Origin of the sequence: Citrobacter sp. CK188, assembly GCF_030333525.1 — a bacterium.
Classification (GTDB): Bacteria; Pseudomonadota; Gammaproteobacteria; order Enterobacterales; family Enterobacteriaceae; genus Citrobacter_B; species Citrobacter_B koseri.
In genome coordinates this window covers 87,943-105,809 of sequence record NZ_JAOWFU010000034.1, presented here as the reverse complement: position 1 = coordinate 105,809, position 17,867 = coordinate 87,943, and the positions used below count along the sequence as shown (strand labels likewise).

General features: G+C 53.1%; 16 protein-coding genes. 15 read left to right on the top strand and 1 reads right to left on the bottom strand.

The features are described 5' to 3' along the window. The first annotated feature begins 11 nt into the window (after window positions 1–11). From OGV67_RS14175 to fbaA, 8 genes are all read left to right on the top strand, one after another. Window positions 12–1,394, top strand: a complete 1,383-nt coding sequence (locus OGV67_RS14175; protein ID WP_012135047.1) for a PTS mannitol transporter subunit IIBC — start codon at window positions 12–14, stop codon at window positions 1,392–1,394. Between the two features lie 24 nt (window positions 1,395–1,418). Beyond that, the gene (locus OGV67_RS14170; RefSeq protein WP_012135046.1) at window positions 1,419–2,696 is read left to right on the top strand and encodes a zinc-binding dehydrogenase; all 1,278 of its coding nucleotides are present in this window, start codon (window positions 1,419–1,421) and stop codon (window positions 2,694–2,696) included. After that, window positions 2,693–3,664: a class II fructose-bisphosphatase gene (gene glpX / locus OGV67_RS14165; RefSeq protein ID WP_115614428.1), complete on the top strand. Its 972-nt coding sequence runs from the start codon at window positions 2,693–2,695 to the stop codon at window positions 3,662–3,664. Before OGV67_RS14170 ends, glpX begins: the two co-directional genes overlap by 4 nt. A gap of 15 nt (window positions 3,665–3,679) precedes the next feature. Next, window positions 3,680–4,189 (top strand): MltR family transcriptional regulator, encoded by a 510-nt coding sequence (locus tag OGV67_RS14160; protein WP_047461374.1) that lies wholly within the window; start codon window positions 3,680–3,682, stop codon window positions 4,187–4,189. After that, complete coding sequence (locus OGV67_RS14155) at window positions 4,186–4,938, top strand: nucleoside/nucleotide kinase family protein (RefSeq protein WP_115614429.1); 753 nt, start codon at window positions 4,186–4,188, stop codon at window positions 4,936–4,938. Before OGV67_RS14160 ends, OGV67_RS14155 begins: the two co-directional genes overlap by 4 nt. Before the next feature lie 289 nt (window positions 4,939–5,227). Continuing rightward, window positions 5,228–6,247, top strand: coding sequence for an erythrose-4-phosphate dehydrogenase (gene epd, locus OGV67_RS14150; RefSeq protein WP_012135037.1), 1,020 nt, complete (start codon window positions 5,228–5,230; stop codon window positions 6,245–6,247). Between the two features lie 81 nt (window positions 6,248–6,328). Beyond that, the gene (gene pgk / locus OGV67_RS14145; RefSeq protein WP_024130932.1) at window positions 6,329–7,492 is read left to right on the top strand and encodes a phosphoglycerate kinase; all 1,164 of its coding nucleotides are present in this window, start codon (window positions 6,329–6,331) and stop codon (window positions 7,490–7,492) included. Between the two features lie 100 nt (window positions 7,493–7,592). Continuing rightward, window positions 7,593–8,672: a class II fructose-bisphosphate aldolase gene (fbaA, locus tag OGV67_RS14140; RefSeq protein ID WP_012135034.1), complete on the top strand. Its 1,080-nt coding sequence runs from the start codon at window positions 7,593–7,595 to the stop codon at window positions 8,670–8,672. A gap of 132 nt (window positions 8,673–8,804) precedes the next feature. On the opposite strand, the gene OGV67_RS14135 is transcribed toward fbaA, so the two are convergent. After that, on the bottom strand, window positions 8,805–9,710 hold the full coding sequence (locus OGV67_RS14135) for a carbamate kinase (RefSeq protein WP_115614430.1): 906 nt from the start codon (window positions 9,708–9,710) through the stop codon (window positions 8,805–8,807). 337 nt (window positions 9,711–10,047) lie between these two features. Between OGV67_RS14135 and OGV67_RS14130 the strand changes: the two genes are divergently transcribed. The 7 genes from OGV67_RS14130 (at window position 10,048) to argO (ending at window position 17,861) form a co-directional block, all read left to right on the top strand. After that, entirely contained in the window at window positions 10,048–11,271 is a 1,224-nt protein-coding gene (locus OGV67_RS14130) for an MFS transporter (RefSeq protein WP_115614431.1), read from the top strand. A gap of 13 nt (window positions 11,272–11,284) precedes the next feature. Further along, window positions 11,285–12,946 carry an acyl-CoA synthetase FdrA gene (locus tag OGV67_RS14125; RefSeq protein ID WP_286465660.1) on the top strand — a complete coding sequence of 554 codons (1,662 nt, stop codon included), beginning with the start codon at window positions 11,285–11,287 and terminating at the stop codon, window positions 12,944–12,946. 16 nt (window positions 12,947–12,962) lie between these two features. Then, on the top strand, window positions 12,963–14,225 hold the full coding sequence (locus tag OGV67_RS14120; protein WP_071257870.1) for a YlbE family protein: 1,263 nt from the start codon (window positions 12,963–12,965) through the stop codon (window positions 14,223–14,225). Between the two features lie 94 nt (window positions 14,226–14,319). After that, window positions 14,320–15,192 (top strand): oxamate carbamoyltransferase subunit AllH family protein, encoded by an 873-nt coding sequence (locus OGV67_RS14115; RefSeq protein ID WP_115614433.1) that lies wholly within the window; start codon window positions 14,320–14,322, stop codon window positions 15,190–15,192. Continuing rightward, a complete protein-coding gene (gene allS / locus OGV67_RS14110; protein WP_047461391.1) occupies window positions 15,110–16,042 on the top strand; it encodes an HTH-type transcriptional activator AllS in 933 nt (310 codons plus the stop codon). Before OGV67_RS14115 ends, allS begins: the two co-directional genes overlap by 83 nt. 129 nt (window positions 16,043–16,171) lie before the next feature. After that, window positions 16,172–17,029, top strand: a complete 858-nt coding sequence (locus OGV67_RS14105; RefSeq protein WP_200003679.1) for a small-conductance mechanosensitive channel MscS — start codon at window positions 16,172–16,174, stop codon at window positions 17,027–17,029. A 196-nt stretch (window positions 17,030–17,225) separates the two neighbouring features. Beyond that, window positions 17,226–17,861 (top strand): arginine exporter ArgO, encoded by a 636-nt coding sequence (argO, locus tag OGV67_RS14100; protein ID WP_071257872.1) that lies wholly within the window; start codon window positions 17,226–17,228, stop codon window positions 17,859–17,861. The last annotated feature ends 6 nt before the right edge of the window (window positions 17,862–17,867 follow it).

Genomic DNA, 17,867 nt, shown 5'->3' with positions numbered 1-17,867 from the left:
AGGATATTATTATGGAACACAAGTCTGCTCGTGCAAAGGTCCAGGCTTTTGGGGGCTTTTTGACTGCAATGGTCATTCCCAATATCGGCGCATTTATTGCCTGGGGGTTTATTACTGCCTTATTTATTCCAACCGGTTGGCTACCGAATGAACATTTCGCCAAAATAGTTGGCCCTATGATCACCTATTTGCTGCCAGTAATGATCGGTTCCACTGGCGGCCATCTGGTGGGTGGGAAACGAGGCGCGGTGATGGGGGGAATTGGTACGATTGGCGTCATTATCGGCGCGGATATTCCTATGTTCCTCGGCTCAATGATCATGGGGCCACTTGGTGGGCTGGTGATTAAACATATCGACCGACTGCTGGACAAGCGTATTCCCGCTGGCTTTGAGATGGTGATTAATAACTTCTCTCTGGGTATTGCCGGGATGCTCCTGTGCCTGCTGGGGTTTGAGGTGATTGGCCCGGCAGTGCTCATCGCGAATAATTTTGTGAAAGAGTGTATTGAATCGCTGGTGCATGCCGGTTATCTGCCGCTGCTGTCGCTTATTAACGAACCCGCGAAAATTCTCTTTCTGAATAACGCGATTGATCAGGGCGTCTATTACCCGTTGGGGATGCAACAGGCGTCGGAGACGGGGAAATCGATTTTCTTCATGGTGGCCTCTAACCCTGGCCCGGGATTAGGGCTGCTGCTGGGCTTTACCTTCTTTGGCCGTGGTATGAGCAAAAAGTCCGCGCCGGGAGCGATGATCATCCACTTCCTGGGGGGGATTCACGAGCTGTACTTCCCGTATGTACTGATGAAACCGTTAACGCTGATTGCGATGATCGCTGGCGGGATGACGGGAACCTGGGTGTTTAATCTGTTAGGCGGTGGACTGGTTGCAGGCCCAAGTCCGGGTTCGATTTTCGCGTACCTTGCGCTGACGCCGAAAGGATCTTTCCTGGCTACGATCGCGGGTGTAACGGCGGGAACGCTGGTGACCTTCATCGTGACTTCGATCATCCTGAAAATGGAAAAGAGCGTTGAAACGGAGAATGAAGAAGACCATTTCGCAGAGTCTGCGAAAGCCGTGAAGGCAATGAAACAGGAAGGCGCATTTTCTTATAAGAATATTAAACGTATCGCTTTTGTCTGCGATGCTGGAATGGGTTCCAGCGCGATGGGAGCAACGACATTCCGTAAGCGTCTGGAGAAAGCCGGTCTGGTGATTGCGGTGGCTCATCATGCTATCGAAAATGTTCCTGATGACGCCGATATTATCGTGACGCATGCCAGCCTTGAGGGCCGCGTTAAGCGTGTGAGTAATAAGCCCACGGTGTTAATTAAAAATTACATCGGTGACCCACTGCTGGATGAATTATTTAAAAAACTCATCGCGGATTAGCATCATCAATTTTTCGGAGTAACTATGAAGACCAAAGTAGCTGCTATTTATGGTAAGCAGGATGTTCGCATCCGCGAGTTTGAATTGCCTGAAATTACAGATAATGAACTGTTAGTGAGTGTAATATCAGACAGCGTATGTTTATCAACATGGAAAGCCGCCACGTTAGGTAGCGAGCATAAACGTGTGCCTGATGACTTAGAGAATCACCCGGTTATTACTGGTCATGAGTGCGCAGGTATTATTGTTGAGGTGGGGAAAAACCTGACCGATAAATATAAAAAGGGACAACGTTTTGTGTTGCAACCGGCGATGGGGTTGCCCAGCGGATATTCAGCGGGATATAGCTATGAATATTTTGGCGGCAATGCGACGTATATGATTATTCCTGAGCTGGCGATTAATCTCGGCTGTGTTTTACCGTATCACGGCTCCTATTTCGCGGCGGCGTCACTGGCAGAACCCATGTGCTGTATTATCGGCGCATACAATGCGAACTACCACACGACGCCTTATGTTTATGAGCACCGCATGGGGGTGAAACCCGGCGGTAATATTGCGCTTCTGGCGTGTGCCGGGCCGATGGGGATCGGCGCCATTGATTATGCCATCAACGGTGGTATCCAGCCTTCGCGAGTGGTGGTGGTCGATATTGATGAAGCCCGTCTGTCACAAGCGAAAAAACTGCTGCCGGTCGAGCTGGCGGCGGCGAAGGGGATTGAGCTTGTTTATGTGAATACCTGCGGCATGGAAAACCCGACGGCAAAACTGCGTGCGCTAACGGAAGATGCGGGTTTCGATGACGTTTTCGTTTACGCCGCCGTCCCGGCGGTGGTGGAAATGGCCGATACACTGCTGGCTGAAGACGGTTGTCTGAACTTTTTCGCGGGCCCAACGGATAAAGATTTTAAGGTTCCGTTTAACTTCTACAACGTGCATTACAACAGTACCCATGTTGTGGGAACGTCCGGCGGTTCGACCGATGACATGAAAGAGGCCATTGCGTTGAGCGCCACAGGGCAACTACAGCCTTCATTTATGGTAACGCACATTGGCGGGCTGGATGCCGTCCCGGAAACGGTGCTTAACCTGCCCAATATTCCGGGCGGGAAAAAACTCATTTATAACGGTGTGACTATGCCGCTGACCGCTATCGCCGATTTTGCCGAAAAAGGAAAAACCGACCCGTTATTCAAAGCGCTGGCGCGTCTGGTTGAAGAGACGCACGGCATCTGGAATGAAAACGCGGAGAGATATTTGCTGGCGCAGTTTGGCGTAGATATTGGGGAGGCGGCGGCATGATGTCTCTGGCGTGGCCGCTTTTTCGGATTACGGAACAGGCAGCGCTTGCTGCCTGGCCGCAAACCGGATGCGGCGATAAAAACAAAATCGATGGACTGGCGGTGACAGCCATGCGTCAGTCATTAAATGAAGTCGTCATGCGGGGCAAAATTGTTATCGGCGAAGGCGAAATCGACCATGCGCCGATGTTGTATATCGGTGAGGAGGTCGGAACCGGGACAGGGCCGAGCGTGGATATCGCCGTCGACCCGATTGAGGGAACGCGCATGGTGGCGATGGGGCAGAATAATGCGTTGTCCGTGATGGCGCTGGCGCCGCAGGGGAGCCTGCTGCATGCGCCTGACATGTATATGCGCAAACTGGTGGTTAACCGTCAGGCGAAAGGGGCGATTAACCTCGCGTTATCGCTGGAAGAGAACCTGCGTAATATTGCTGCTGCGCTGAATAAGCCGCTCACGTCGTTGCGTATGGCGACGCTGGATAAACCGCGCCATCAGGCGGTTATTCAGCAGGCCGCGCGGCTTGGCGTTAAGGTGTTTGCTTTGCCGGACGGCGATGTCGCCGCCAGTGTATTAACCTGCCAGCAGCATCATCCGTTCGATGTGATGTACGCTATTGGCGGCGCGCCGGAAGGGGTGATATCAGCCTGTGCCGTGAAGGCGCTTGATGGTGATATGCAGGCTGAGTTGATTGACTTTTGTCAGGCGAAAGGTGAAACGGCGGAACACCGATTGATCGCGAACGATGAGTTACGCCGCTGTAAGCAAATGGGTGTCGCGGTGAACCGGGTTTATACGCTGGATGAACTTGTGGGAAGCCAGGATATTCTGTTTTCAGCAACGGGCGTAACGGGAGGCGATCTGTTACATGGCGTGCAGAAAACGGAAAATGGCGTCAGTACGCAAACATTACTGATCGGCGGCATCGATCGAACGTGTAATATAATAGACTCTCTGCATTGCTGGTGATTTATCGAGAAACGCATGACGACGTTGACAGAAGATGATGTACTTGAGCAACTGGACGCTCAGGATAATTTACTTTCGTTTATGGCAACCGCAAATGACATCCTGTTGCAGGCCATCAAAAATTTTCTGCCGTCATTATTCGTCAATAACGATGAAGAAATCGTCGAATATGCAGTGAAGCCGTTACTGGCTCAAAGCGGCCCGCTTGATGACATTGATGTGGCAATACGTTTGATTTATGCGTTGGGAAAAATGGATAAATGGCTGTATGCCGATGTGATTCACTTCTCTCAGTTTTATCAGTATTTACGTGAACAGCGTGAAATCCCCCGTTTTTCTGATGATATCACCTGGGATTTTATGAGTAACGTCAATAGCATAACGACGAATGCCACACTCTACAATTCGTTGAAATCAATGAAGTTTGCAGATTTCGCCATCTATTCAGAAATACGTTTTGTCACCATGATCAAAACCGGGCTGGCTTTAGCGGTAACGACGATATTAAGGGAATTAACACCGTGAAAATATCGCTCCAGATTAATGGGCTGATGACCGACGCCTGGTATGATGACGATGAAGTAGAAAATGTCCATAAACCGCTGTTACGGCATCTGGCAACATTAAACGCGAAAACACCTGAGCGCCGCACCGTTATTTTTCTGAGCGCCCCGCCAGGAACAGGAAAGTCAACGCTCACCACCTTCTGGGAATATCTGTCGCGTAACGATCCAGAATTACCGACGATCCAGACGCTGCCGATGGATGGCTTCCATCATTATAATCGCTGGCTGGATGAGCATGAACTGCGCGCCGCTAAAGGTGCGCCTGAAACCTTTAACGTTGAAAAACTGGCGAGTAATTTACGTCAGCTCCATGAGCAGAATGCAACCTGGCCTCAATATGATCGCCAGCTGCATGACCCTGTCGAAAATGCCATTCAGGTGACGGCGCCTGTCGTTATTATTGAAGGAAACTGGCTGTTGTATAACGCGCCGTCCTGGCGCGAGCTACGGCAGTATTGCGATTATTCACTGTTTATCCGCGCGCCTGCCGATGTGCTGCGCGGCCGTTTAATCGCACGTAAACAGGCAGGAGGACTGAGCGAAGAGCAGGCGCAGATATTTTTTGACCGTACCGACGGGCCTAACGTTTGTCGGGTGCTGGAAAACAGCTTACCTGCGAGTCTTACGTTAGAGATGACGGCAAAGGGCGAGTATCGTCTTGCACAGGCGCTGGCTCACGTACTTCCTGATATAAATCAGGATTTGTGACGCGGCAACGAAAAGATATTGCTACGCTTATTCGCCATTCTGGAATATGGAATAAATTGGGCGCTGAAGGGGACGAAAGTGTGATGCAGGTCAGATAACTGGCTTCTTTGACTGGACAATCATTCCTTTTATTCCTCGTTTCGCTTATTCTAGCTGAAGCGTTTCAGTCGATTAAATGTTCGACAAATAATCAATCAGTCGCAGTTTGCGACAGGTAAGGTTTTCCTCGACGATTTGCTGGATTACTCTGTCAGCCTCATCTGAATCGGGATAGCCTTGCAGGAGACCTATGACCGTACGCGTAGCGATTAATGGCTTTGGTCGCATCGGGCGTAACGTGGTTCGTGCTTTGTATGAATCAGGACGCCGGGCGGAAATCAGCGTGGTGGCAATCAACGAACTTGCGGATGCCGCGGGCATGGCGCATTTGTTGAAATATGACACCAGCCATGGACGTTTTGCATGGGATGTTCGCCAGGAGCGCGAGCAGCTCATCGTCGGCGACGACACGATTCGCATTTTGCACGAGCGAACGCTGGATGCGCTCCCCTGGCGCGAACTGAGTATTGATGTCGTGCTGGATTGCACGGGCGTGTACGGTAATCGTGAGCACGGCGAGGCGCATCTTGCCGCTGGCGCGAAAAAAGTGCTCTTTTCACATCCCGGCAGCCACGATCTTGACGCCACCGTCGTGTTTGGCGTGAACCAGGAGCAATTGCGTGCGGAACACCGCATCGTATCGAATGCGTCCTGTACCACGAATTGCATCATCCCCGTCATTAAATTGTTAGATGATGCATACGGCATTGAGTCGGGAACCGTCACGACGATCCACTCCGCTATGCACGATCAGCAGGTGATCGACGCGTACCATTCCGATCTGCGACGCACCCGCGCCGCCAGCCAGTCGATTATTCCGGTTGATACCAAACTGGCGGCGGGCATTACGCGAATTTTCCCGCAGTTCAACGACCGTTTTGAGGCGATTGCGGTACGCGTACCGACCATAAATGTGACGGCGATCGACTTAAGCGTGACGGTGAAAAAGCCGGTAAAAGCCAATGAAGTCAACCAGTTGCTGCAAAAAGCAGCACATGGGGCATTTCATGGTATAGTTGACTATACGGAATTGCCGTTGGTCTCGATAGATTTCAACCACGACCCGCATAGCGCCATCGTTGATGGCACCCAGACCCGGGTCAGTGGCGCCCACCTGATCAAGACATTGGTCTGGTGCGATAATGAATGGGGCTTTGCTAACCGAATGCTCGACACGACGTTAGCGATGGCCGCAGTTGGTTTCAAGTAGGACATTCCATGCGCAAAATCCTTCAAAAGGATGAAGCGCATGACGTCTGCAAAACTTTATGAATCAATGAGAGGATTCACCATGTCTGTAATTAAGATGACCGATCTGGATCTTGCTGGTAAACGTGTTTTTATCCGTGCGGATCTGAACGTTCCAGTTAAAGAAGGGAAAGTAACCAGCGACGCGCGTATTCGCGCTTCCCTGCCGACCATCGAACTGGCCCTGAAACAGGGTGCGAAAGTGATGGTTACTTCCCACCTGGGTCGTCCTACCGAAGGCGAGTACAACGAAGAATTCTCTCTGCTGCCGGTTGTTAACTACCTGAAAGACAAACTGTCCAATCCGGTTCGCCTGGTAAAAGATTACCTGGACGGCGTTGAAGTGGCCGCCGGTGAACTGGTGGTTCTGGAAAACGTTCGTTTTAACAAAGGCGAGAAGAAAGATGACGAAGCCCTGTCTAAGAAATACGCTGCGCTGTGCGACGTATTCGTGATGGACGCTTTCGGTACCGCGCACCGCGCTCAGGCTTCTACCCACGGTATCGGTAAATTTGCCGACGTCGCTTGCGCAGGTCCGCTGCTGGCGGCAGAACTGGATGCGCTGGGTAAAGCGCTGAAAGAACCGGCTCGCCCGATGGTGGCTATCGTTGGCGGTTCTAAAGTGTCTACCAAACTGACCGTTCTGGACTCCCTGTCCAAAATCGCTGACCAGCTGATCGTTGGCGGCGGCATCGCAAACACCTTCGTTGCCGCTCAGGGCCACAATGTGGGCAAATCCCTGTACGAAGCTGACCTGGTTGACGAAGCGAAACGTCTGCTGACCACCTGTGATATCCCGGTTCCAACTGACGTACGCGTAGCAACCGAGTTCTCCGAAACCGCTACCGCGACCCTGAAATCTGTTAACGATATCAAAGATGACGAGCAGATTCTGGATCTGGGCGATACCTCCGCTGAGAAACTGGCTGACATCCTGAAGAATGCGAAAACTATTCTGTGGAACGGCCCGGTTGGCGTGTTCGAATTCCCGAACTTCCGTAAAGGCACCGAAATTGTTGCCAACGCGATCGCAGACAGCGAAGCGTTCTCCATCGCAGGCGGCGGCGACACTCTGGCGGCAATCGACCTGTTCGGCATTGCTGACAAAATCTCCTACATCTCCACTGGCGGTGGCGCATTCCTCGAATTCGTGGAAGGCAAAGTGCTGCCAGCAGTAGCAATGCTCGAAGAGCGCGCTAAGAAGTAATCGTTACGGGCAGGGATTCCTGCCCGTTGATTTATTGCCGTGCTGACATTCAGGGCGGCCCGTGTTTTTTCTAAGGCCCGACGATACAGGACAACGAAACATGTCTAAAATTTTTGATTTCGTAAAACCAGGCGTAATTACTGGTGATGACGTACAGAAAGTGTTCCAGGTAGCAAAAGAAAACAACTTTGCTCTGCCAGCAGTTAACTGCGTGGGCACCGATTCCATCAACGCCGTTCTGGAAACCGCTGCGAAAGTTAAAGCGCCGGTCATCGTCCAGTTCTCCAACGGTGGCGCTTCCTTTATCGCGGGTAAAGGCGTGAAAACCGACGTTCCTCAGGGCTCGGCAATCCTGGGCGCTATCTCTGGCGCGCATCACGTTCACCAGATGGCTGAACACTACGGTGTTCCGGTAATTCTGCACACCGACCACTGCGCGAAGAAACTGCTGCCGTGGATCGACGGTCTGCTGGATGCGGGTGAAAAACATTTCGCTGCGACCGGTAAGCCGCTGTTCTCTTCTCACATGATCGACCTGTCTGAAGAGTCTCTGGAAGAGAACATCGAAATCTGCTCCAAATACCTGGCGCGCATGGCCAAAATGGGCATGACTCTGGAAATCGAACTGGGTTGCACCGGTGGTGAAGAAGACGGCGTGGACAACAGCCACATGGACGCTTCTGCACTGTACACCCAGCCGGAAGACGTTGATTACGCATACACTGAGCTGAGCAAAATCAGCCCGCGTTTCACCATCGCGGCTTCCTTCGGTAACGTACACGGTGTTTACAAACCGGGTAACGTGGTTCTGACCCCGACCATCCTGCGCGACTCTCAGGAATATGTTTCTAAGAAACACAACCTGCCGCACAACAGCCTGAACTTCGTATTCCACGGTGGTTCCGGTTCTACCGCTCAGGAAATCAAAGACTCCGTAAGCTACGGCGTAATCAAAATGAACATCGATACCGATACCCAATGGGCGACCTGGGAAGGTGTTCTGAAGTATTACAAAGATAACGAAGCGTATCTTCAGGGTCAGCTGGGCAACCCGAAAGGCGAAGATCAGCCGAACAAGAAATACTACGATCCGCGCGTATGGCTGCGTGCTGGCCAGACTTCCATGATCGCGCGTCTGGAACAGGCTTTCAAAGAACTGAACGCGATTGACGTTCTGTAATTCAGCCTGCTGATTGTAAAAATGGCTTCCTTCGGGAAGCCATTTTTTTTGCCGGATGGCGACTACGATTGGCAACCGTGCTTCCCGTAGGCCGGATAAGACGCTTTCGCGTCGCCATCCGGCAAAAAAAGTTTACCGCGTCACACAGGTGCCTTTTCCCCCCGCCAGAATCTGTGGCGCATCTTTTAGCGCGCCGATAAACGCAGTGTTCCCGGTCTGCTTAACAAACTGCATCACCGCTGCGGCTTTGGGGCCCATCGCACCATCGGGGGCGGCAAACGGCGCCAGTTCTTCTACCGTTGCATGGCGTAGCGCGCGCGCCTGTGGTGTTCCCCAGTTCTCATACACAGCGTCCGCATCCGTCAGGATCAACAGATGATCGGCGTGGAGAGACTGCGCCAGCACCGAGGCCGTTAAATCTTTATCAATGACCGCTTCGACTCCCTGATATCCCTCGTCTTGTGCGATAACCGGAATGCCGCCGCCACCGCAGCAAATTACCGTATGTCCGGCATCTATCAACGTTTGTATTGCGTCACTGTCGAGAATTTTTAATGGCGTTGGAGAGGGAACAACCCGACGAATATAGTTGCCATCGGCTTTCATCAGCCAGCCGTAGCGTGCTTCCAGCTCCGCCTGCTGCGCCGGTTGATATACCGGGCCGATATACTTACCGGGTGTTGCAAAGGCGTCATCCCGCGGATCGACCGCCACGCGGGTCATCAGCGTTGTGACGGGCGCGCCGCCGGTACATGACGCCAGTTCCTGAGCGATAGCAAAACCGATCATTCCCTGGCTTTCGGCGACCAGAATATCCAGCGGCCAGGCGGGGGAGTCTGTACAGGCCGCATTCTGTAACGCCAGCAGACCCACCTGCGGGCCGTTGCCGTGAACAATCACCAGTTGATAATCCCGGGCCAGTACGGATGCCATTCTGGCGAATACCTGAATGCTACGCTGCTGATTTTCCGCGCTAAGAATTTCTCCGCGCTGTAATAACGCATTGCCGCCAAGGGCAATGACGATTTTCTTTTTCATGATGACCTCATTGTGCGAAATATCTCGCGGTAAAAATATCGTCTCGTTATTTTCATAATGTGATGTAACCGACAGCTCATTTACCCACAAAAATATCTCGCTAATCCTTAGCATTTTTATCTCTTTTATTTAAATTGTTTTAAAAATGATTATTAGACTTTTTTTAATAATGCAGCGGTCAGTTCCCAGGAATTTATAACAATGGATTTTGTGTGATTTTGTTCAAATGAAATGGATTTTTCCCCCGATAAGGTAGCCTCAGTTAAAACATCAAACCTCATGTATCATGTCAGATAGCATGAGGTGTTCAGCGGTAAATATTACCGGGAGATTGCTTATGTCTGGATCATATGAAGTGACTGAGGTCACGAATAAAAGAGGAATACCGGCCTGGTGGGTCACCGTTTTCCTGTTCTGGTTAGGGTGGATTTTTATGTACGCTGACCGCACGATACTCAATCCGGTAATGGGAGAACTGGAAAAAGAATTTGGCTTAAGTGGTACGCAATTAGGTATTCTTAATTCAGTTTTCTATTTTTCTTATGCTTTGCTTCAGGTTCCGGCAGGCATTCTGGGCGATAAGATTGGCAAAAAGAAAGTGCTGGTGCCGGGGTTTATTCTTTTTGGCGTATTCACCGCCGTCACCGGTTGGGCGAAAAGCTGGTATACGCTGCTGTTTGCCCGCGTGGTAACGGGAGCGGGAGAAGGGACTTACTATGGCCCGCAGTATGGCTTGTCTTCCGAGCAGATCCCCAAAAAATACCGTTCGCTGGGCAGCGCAATCATCAATAGCGGGATGGCCTTCGGTATTGCGCTGGGCCTGATGACCTCCAGTTGGCTGGTGTACGACCAGGGGTATTCGTGGCGTATGCCATTTTACACGATGGCGATCCCCTCCGTGCTGGTTGGGATTGCGATCTGGTTGTTTGTGAAAGAGAAGAAGCGAACTGCCGAAGCCGATGGCAAACCGGTAAAAAAAGGGAATTTCAGCGACCTTCTGAAAAACCGTAATTTAATTATCACCTATATTATGGTGTTCTGTAGCCTGTTTGGTTTCTTCGTTATTCTGACCTGGCTTCCCTATTATCTGCAAAGTGAACGTGGCATCGCGGGCAGTGAAACCGGATTTATTTCTTCGCTGGTGGCGTGGATTTCAATTCCTGGCGCGCTGTTATTCTCCAGTCTGTCTGACAAACTGGGTAAGCGTAAACCATTAATTATGTTCCTGGTGCCCGTTGCCATTCTCAGCATGCTGTCAATTATCTGGATGCCAAATATGACCGGCGTCATTATCGCTCTGTGCGTTTATGGCCTTGTCGGAAAACTGGCGCTGGACCCGGTACTGGTCGCTCTGGTGGCGGATAGCGTCGATGAAAATAATTACAGTACGGCATTTGGCTTATTTAATTTTATCGGCATGAGTTCATCCATTCTGGCACCCATTATTGCAGGCGCGGCGCGTGATATCACCGGAAGTCTGGCTTCCAGTTTCTATGTTTCAGCCGCGCTGCTGGCTGTCGGTTTATTCGCCATGTTGTTTTTAAAAGAAAAACGCACATAAAGAGGTAGCGGTAATGATTTACGCCTTTATTAAAAAGGGAAGTTTTCAGGACTCCGTCAGCCTGATGATTATTTCCCGAAAACTCAGTGAACGCCCGGAAGTTGATCAGGTCTCGGTGATGATGGGCACGCCAGCGAATAAGTCGATGCTGGATTCAACCGGGTTCTGGCATGACGATTTTGCCGATGCCACGCCAAACGATATTTGCGTGGCGGTGCGAACCGAAAGCGAACAGCCCGGCATTCTGGATTTGATTCGTGAGCAACTGGAGAAAGAACTGAATGCGATGACGAATGCCTCGGGCAGCTCGCACCAGTTGATTAAAGCGCGCCGCTGGGAGAGCGCATGTCAAAAATTACCCCAGGCCAATCTGCTGTTAGTTTCCGTTGCCGGGGAATATGCCGCATCGGTTGCCAGAGAGGGGCTGCTGGCGAATAAAAACGTGATGCTGTTTTCCGATAACGTGCCGCTGGAACAGGAAGTCGAGCTGAAAACAATGGCGCGCGAGCGGGGGCTGATTGTGATGGGGCCTGACTGCGGCACGGCGATGATTGCCGGAAGTCCGCTGGCGTTTGCCAACGTACTGCCTGAAGGCGGGATTGGCGTAATTGGCGCATCGGGGACGGGGATTCAGGAAGTGACGTCGCAGATTGCGCTGCATCAGCAGGGCATCAGCCATGCGATAGGTCTGGGCGGGCGCGACCTGAGCGCGGAAGTGGGCGGCATCAGCGCACTAACCGCGCTCGACATGCTGGCTGCGGATGACGCCACGCGGGTGATTGCTTTTGTCTCCAAACCGCCGTCGCCGCAGGTGCGAACCCGCATCATTGCGGCAATGCAAAACGTGGGGAAACCGGTGGTCGCGTTGTTCCTCGGGCGTCAACCGGAACAGCGCCGTGAAGGTAACGTCTGGCTGGCGAACTCCTTGTCGGATGCCGCCCAGTTGGCGGTGCTGCTGATGCGCGTGGCGCAACAGCGACGGATTCAGCCGGAAGTGGCGGGGAAAGGTATTTATGGCCTGTACGCCGGGGGCACGCTGGCAGCCGAAGCCGCCATGCTGCTCTCCGCCGGGCTGGGCGTTCCCGTCAGCGAAAGCCACGACCAGGGCGTGATGCTGGAGGCTGGCGGTCATCGCATTGTCGACCTCGGTGATGACAGTTACACCCTGGGCAGACCTCATCCGATGATTGATCCAACTACCCGCAGTATTGAAATTGAAAAACTGACCGCAATGCCGGCAGTGGGCGTGCTGCTGCTGGATGTGGTGCTGGGCTATGGCGCTTGTGCCGACCCGGCGGGAGCGGTCGTCGAGGCGATAGAGCAAGTACGCGCCAAACGCGCCGCGCCGCTGGTGGTGATTGCCACCCTGACCGGTACTGATGCCGACCCGCAGGGACGCAGCGGGCAGGCGGAAAAACTTCGCGAGGCCGGGATTGCGGTGGTGGAAACGCTGGAAGAAGCCGTCCTGCTCGCCATCAGTCTTACACGCTATCAGGAGCGCGGCATACCGCAAGCACATAGCGCGCTTCTTGATGGTGTGCAGGTCATCAACGCCGGGTTGCGCAGCTTCGCGCTGGATCTGCAAAGCAGCGGTACGCCGGTTGTGCATTATCAGTGGGCGCCCGTTGCCGGTGGCAACGCCCGTCTCGCCAGTCTACTCAAACAGTTACATTAAGTTCAGAGGTATGGATATGTATTCATCTATTGCACAGGCCAACGAAGCCATTATTGAACGAATCAAAGCCGCGCGCCCACATTGGGTTGCGGTACGCCCGGCGAAAGACGCGGTGGCCGAATTAGCGTCTGGACGTAAATTACTGCACGCCGGCCCGCCGATCGCCTGGGAAGAGATGACCGGCCCGATGCGCGGTGCCTGTATCGGCGCGTCGCTGTTTGAAGGCTGGGCGGCCAGCGAGGAAGAAGCCGTACGCATGCTGGAACAAGGTGAGGTGGCGTTTATTCCTTGTCATCATGTGGGCGCGGTGGGGCCGATGGGCGGTATCACCTCCGCCAGTATGCCGGTGCTGGTGGTACGTGACGTGGTGCATGGCAACTCGTCCTGCTGCAACCTTAATGAAGGGATCGGCAAAGTGATGCGTTTCGGCGCTTACGGCGATGACGTCCAGAAACGCCTGCGCTGGATGCGTGATGTGCTGGCGCCGGTGTTGCAGGAAGCGCTCTCGCGGATGGAAAACGGCGTCGATCTGACGGCGCTGATGGCGCAGGCGATCACTATGGGGGATGAGTTCCACCAGCGTAATATTGCCGCCTCTTCTTTGCTGCTGCGCACGTTGTCGCCGGTGATCGCCGGACTGGATCGTCCGAAGGCTGAAATCATTGACGTGCTGCAATTCCTCAGTGTCACCGACCAGTTCTTCCTCAACCTGGCGATGGCCTACAGTAAAGCGGTGATGGATGCGGCGGCGGAAATTAAAGCCGGATCGGTCGTTACGGCCATGACGCGTAACGGTCGCGACTTTGGTATTCGCGTAAGCGGCACCGGCGACCGTTGGTTTACCGCGCCGGTGAATACGCCGCAGGGGCTGTTTTTTACCGGTTACAGCCAGGCCGATGCGAACCCGGATATTGGCGACAGCGCCATCACGGAAACGCTGGGGATCGGCGGCGCGGCAATGATTGCCGCGCCTGGCGTAACGCGTTTTGTCGGCGCAGGCGGTATGGGGGCGGCGCTGGAAACGTCGGAAGAGATGGCTGAAATCTATCTGTCCAGCAATCCGCTGTTCCAGATTCCGTCCTGGGATTTCAGGGGAGCCTGCCTGGGGCTGGATATTCGCCGCGTTGTTGAAACGGGGATCACGCCGCTGATTAATACCGGTATTGCCCATCGTGAAGCGGGAATTGGGCAGGTGGGGGCGGGAACCGTACGCGCTCCGCTGCTTTGCTTTGAAAAAGCGCTGGAAGCGCTGGCGGAGTTGCATCACATCACGGCGTAATCGCTTTGCCCGGTGGCGCTACGCTTACCGGGCCTACGGTCTGGCAATGCTGTAAAGGCGTTTACGCCGCCATCCGGCATACTGGAGTGTACCGATGAGCATTATCAATCCCCTGGCCTGTGCCGGACTTTATCGACTTCCCGATGGTGAGTGGTCGTTACACAGCCGCTTCTCGCAGGCGATTAACTTTTGCCATTCCGGTGGCGAGCTGCTGACGCTGTTTCGCTATGGGAAAGGTATGGGGCCGACGGGCGTGTTACTGAGCACCGCGCAGTTTTCCCGCGTGTCCCATGTTGAACGACTTATCAAACAGGGGAACACCCTGTGGGGGCAGGGCATAATGCTTGACCCTCGTCGCATACTTCGTGTGTCGCTGAACTCTGCTGCTGTCGCTCCTGTCGATCTCTCATTCTGTACGCAACGTAGCGGCTTCTCCGGGGCGTTAAATCAACCGCTGACGGCTATGCCGCACTATCCTGAAATAATTAAGCAGCTTGCATGCTGGCATCATGGCATGATGCCAGACTGGCGCTGGCTTATCGGGTGCGGGCCAGGACTGACGCCCAGCGGCGATGATATGCTGACGGGTATGCTTGCCGTGCTGTATGCCGCCGGGTTTTCTGCACGGCTGAGGCATTTCTTACCTCCGGCGGATCAGCTTGCGCAACTTACAACGTCGGTAAGTTGCAGTTATCTGAACAGCGCCAGAATGGGGGAGTTTTCAATACCGGTGCTGAAGGTGATGCGCCGTTTACAGTCAGGGCGCGACCCGCAGCCCGCGATTCAGCGTTTGCTCGCGGTTGGACACACTTCAGGCGCCGATACATTACTGGGGATAGCAATAGCGCAACGGTGGTTACAGATGGTCGACTCAAGGGGAAGGCATGCTCGATCAGGAAACAATACGCACATTTATTCGGGTTGCGGAGACGGAGAGCTTTTCCCGCGCGGCCAGCTCGCTACATAAAACGCCAGCGGCGATCAGCTATCGCATAAAAACGCTGGAGGAGCAGGTGGGAACGCAGCTCTTTTTACGCACGACTCGATCGGTCAGCCTGACCCTTGCCGGGCAGCACCTGCTTGAGCATTGCCGCCAGTGGCTTAACTGGCTGGATGCAATGCCGGACGAGCTTCAGCAGATCAATGCAGGCGTTGAGCGGCAGGTAAATATTGTTATCAATAACCTGCTGTATCAGCCGCAGACCACGGCGGACTTACTGACGTGGTTACATCAACAGTTTCCGTTTACCCGTTTTCAAATTTCTCGTCAGGTCTACATGGGCGTGTGGGATTCGCTTTTGTATGACGACTTCCAGTTAGCGATTGGCGTGACGGGCTCGGAGTCGCTCTCCAATAACATCTCTCTGCTGCCGCTGGGGGATATCAGCTGGCAGTTTGTGGTGGCGCAAAGTCATCCTTTGGCGAGCCATCCTGCACCGGTATTGTCTGACGATATGCTGCGCCGTTACCCCGCCATTAATATTGAAGATACTTCGCGAACGCTGACGCGCCGTGTTGCCTGGCTGCTGAGCGGACAAAAAGAGATCAAGGTTCCAGATCTCAGCACCAAGCTGGCCTGCCATTTAAGCGGCCTCGGTGTCGGTTTTTTACCGGAGCGATTGTGCCGTCCGTATGTCGAGTCCGGGGCGCTGGTTGCCCGCTCAGTGGTCAATCCACGCCAGCCTTCGCCGCTTTCTATCGCCTGGAAGAATGCGGGCAGCGGAAAAGTGGTGAGTGAAATCGCCGACGTCTTTAAGCAGAAAAGTGCATTAGTGAGCGGATTTATCAGAATGGTCGATCGACCTGCGGAGTATTAACGCTGCGCGTTTCCTTGATGGGATCATGTTGAAAAATGGCATATTCGACTGTTTTTGTTTACCTTTAAAAGGTCGTTTTCGTGAGAATGATCTCATTTGCGTTTTTTTGATATGACCAAGGAATATTGAATGGAAGATTTGAATGTTGTCGACAGCATAAATGGTGCGGGCACCTGGCTGGTGCGCAACCAGGAGCTGCTGCTGAGTTATGCGGTTAACATCGTTGCGGCTATCTCTATCATCATCATCGGGATGATCGTGGCGCGTATTGTTTCCAATACCGTTAATCGCCTGATGCTGGCACGCCATATTGATGCGACCGTGGCTGACTTCCTGTCTGCGCTGGTGCGTTACGGCATTATTGCCTTCACGCTGATTGCCGCTCTGGGGCGCGTTGGCGTACAAACGGCTTCCGTTATCGCTGTGTTGGGTGCCGCCGGTTTAGCGGTCGGTCTGGCCTTACAAGGCTCTTTGTCTAACCTCGCGGCAGGCGTACTGTTGGTGATGTTCCGTCCTTTCCGCGCGGGAGAATATGTCGATCTCGGCGGCGTCGCGGGTACGGTACTGAACGTACAAATTTTTTCGACCACCATGCGTACCGTGGACGGCAAAATTGTGGTGATCCCGAATGGCAAGATTATTGCCGGAAATATCATTAACTTTTCCCGCGAACCGGTGCGTCGTAACGAATTTATCATTGGCGTGGCGTATGACTCTGATATCGACCAGGTGAAAAAAATCCTGACCGATATTATCCAGTCCGACGAGCGTATTCTGAAAGACCGTGAAATGACGGTGCGCCTGAATGAGCTGGGCGCCTCCTCCATTAATTTCGTGGTGCGCGCATGGAGTAAAAGCGGCGATCTGCAAAATGTTTATTGGGATGTGCTGGAACGCATTAAACGTGAGTTCGATGCCGCAGGCATCAGCTTCCCGTATCCGCAGATGGACGTGAATTTCAAACGAGTGAAAGAGAACGCGGAATAAGCCGTTTCGCCCGGTGGCGCTGTCGCTTACCGGGCCTACAGGTTGTTTTGTAGGCCGGATAAGGCGTTAGCCGCCATCCGGCATTTCCTTCCCCCTTTATTAATTCCCCTAATCTGCGATTAAAATTATCAATTTCCGCTAATGATTCTCTCGCGCTATAGTCTGCGCTTAAGAGAAACAGTTCGGAATAATTATCGTGATATCTTATTATTTTCAAGGTCTTGCGCTTGGCGCGGCCATGATCCTGCCGCTCGGCCCGCAGAATGCGTTTGTGATGAATCAGGGGATTCGTCGGCAGTATCACATCATGATTGCGCTGCTTTGCGCGATCAGCGATTTAGTGCTTATCTGCGCAGGCATCTTTGGCGGCAGCGCATTGCTCATGCAGTCCCCTTGGCTGATGGCGTTAGTGACCTGGGGCGGTGTGGCGTTTTTATTGTGGTACGGTTTTGGCGCGTTAAAAACGGCAATGAGCAGCAACCTGGAACTGGCCAGCGCCGAGGTGATGAAGCAGGGGCGCTGGAAAATCATCGCCACGATGCTGGCGGTGACGTGGCTGAATCCGCACGTTTATCTGGATACTTTCGTGGTGCTGGGTAGCCTGGGCGGGCAACTGGAGATGGAGCCGAAGCGTTGGTTCGCTTTGGGAACCGTCAGCGCCTCTTTCTTGTGGTTCTTCGGTCTGGCACTGCTGGCCGCCTGGCTGGCGCCGCGACTGCGTACCGCCAAAGCCCAGCGTATCATCAATACTCTGGTAGGGCTGGTGATGTGGTTTATCGCTTTTCAACTGGCAAAAGAAGGGGTTGCACACGTTCACGCATTGTTCAACTAAGCGTTG

Bases quoted from the DNA above. Each gene is read 5' to 3' on its own strand.
- OGV67_RS14175 (WP_012135047.1), top strand. From the start codon at position 12: ATGGAACACAAGTCTGCTCGTGCAAAGGTCCAGGCTTTTGGGGGCTTT.
- OGV67_RS14170 (WP_012135046.1), top strand. From the start codon at position 1,419: ATGAAGACCAAAGTAGCTGCTATTTATGGTAAGCAGGATGTTCGCATC.
- glpX (WP_115614428.1), top strand. From the start codon at position 2,693: ATGATGTCTCTGGCGTGGCCGCTTTTTCGGATTACGGAACAGGCAGCG.
- OGV67_RS14160 (WP_047461374.1), top strand. From the start codon at position 3,680: ATGACGACGTTGACAGAAGATGATGTACTTGAGCAACTGGACGCTCAG.
- epd (WP_012135037.1), top strand. From the start codon at position 5,228: ATGACCGTACGCGTAGCGATTAATGGCTTTGGTCGCATCGGGCGTAAC.
- pgk (WP_024130932.1), top strand. From the start codon at position 6,329: ATGTCTGTAATTAAGATGACCGATCTGGATCTTGCTGGTAAACGTGTT.
- fbaA (WP_012135034.1), top strand. From the start codon at position 7,593: ATGTCTAAAATTTTTGATTTCGTAAAACCAGGCGTAATTACTGGTGAT.
- OGV67_RS14135 (WP_115614430.1), bottom strand. From the start codon at position 9,710: ATGAAAAAGAAAATCGTCATTGCCCTTGGCGGCAATGCGTTATTACAG.
- OGV67_RS14130 (WP_115614431.1), top strand. From the start codon at position 10,048: ATGTCTGGATCATATGAAGTGACTGAGGTCACGAATAAAAGAGGAATA.
- OGV67_RS14125 (WP_286465660.1), top strand. From the start codon at position 11,285: ATGATTTACGCCTTTATTAAAAAGGGAAGTTTTCAGGACTCCGTCAGC.
- OGV67_RS14120 (WP_071257870.1), top strand. From the start codon at position 12,963: ATGTATTCATCTATTGCACAGGCCAACGAAGCCATTATTGAACGAATC.
- OGV67_RS14115 (WP_115614433.1), top strand. From the start codon at position 14,320: ATGAGCATTATCAATCCCCTGGCCTGTGCCGGACTTTATCGACTTCCC.
- allS (WP_047461391.1), top strand. From the start codon at position 15,110: ATGCTCGATCAGGAAACAATACGCACATTTATTCGGGTTGCGGAGACG.
- OGV67_RS14105 (WP_200003679.1), top strand. From the start codon at position 16,172: ATGGAAGATTTGAATGTTGTCGACAGCATAAATGGTGCGGGCACCTGG.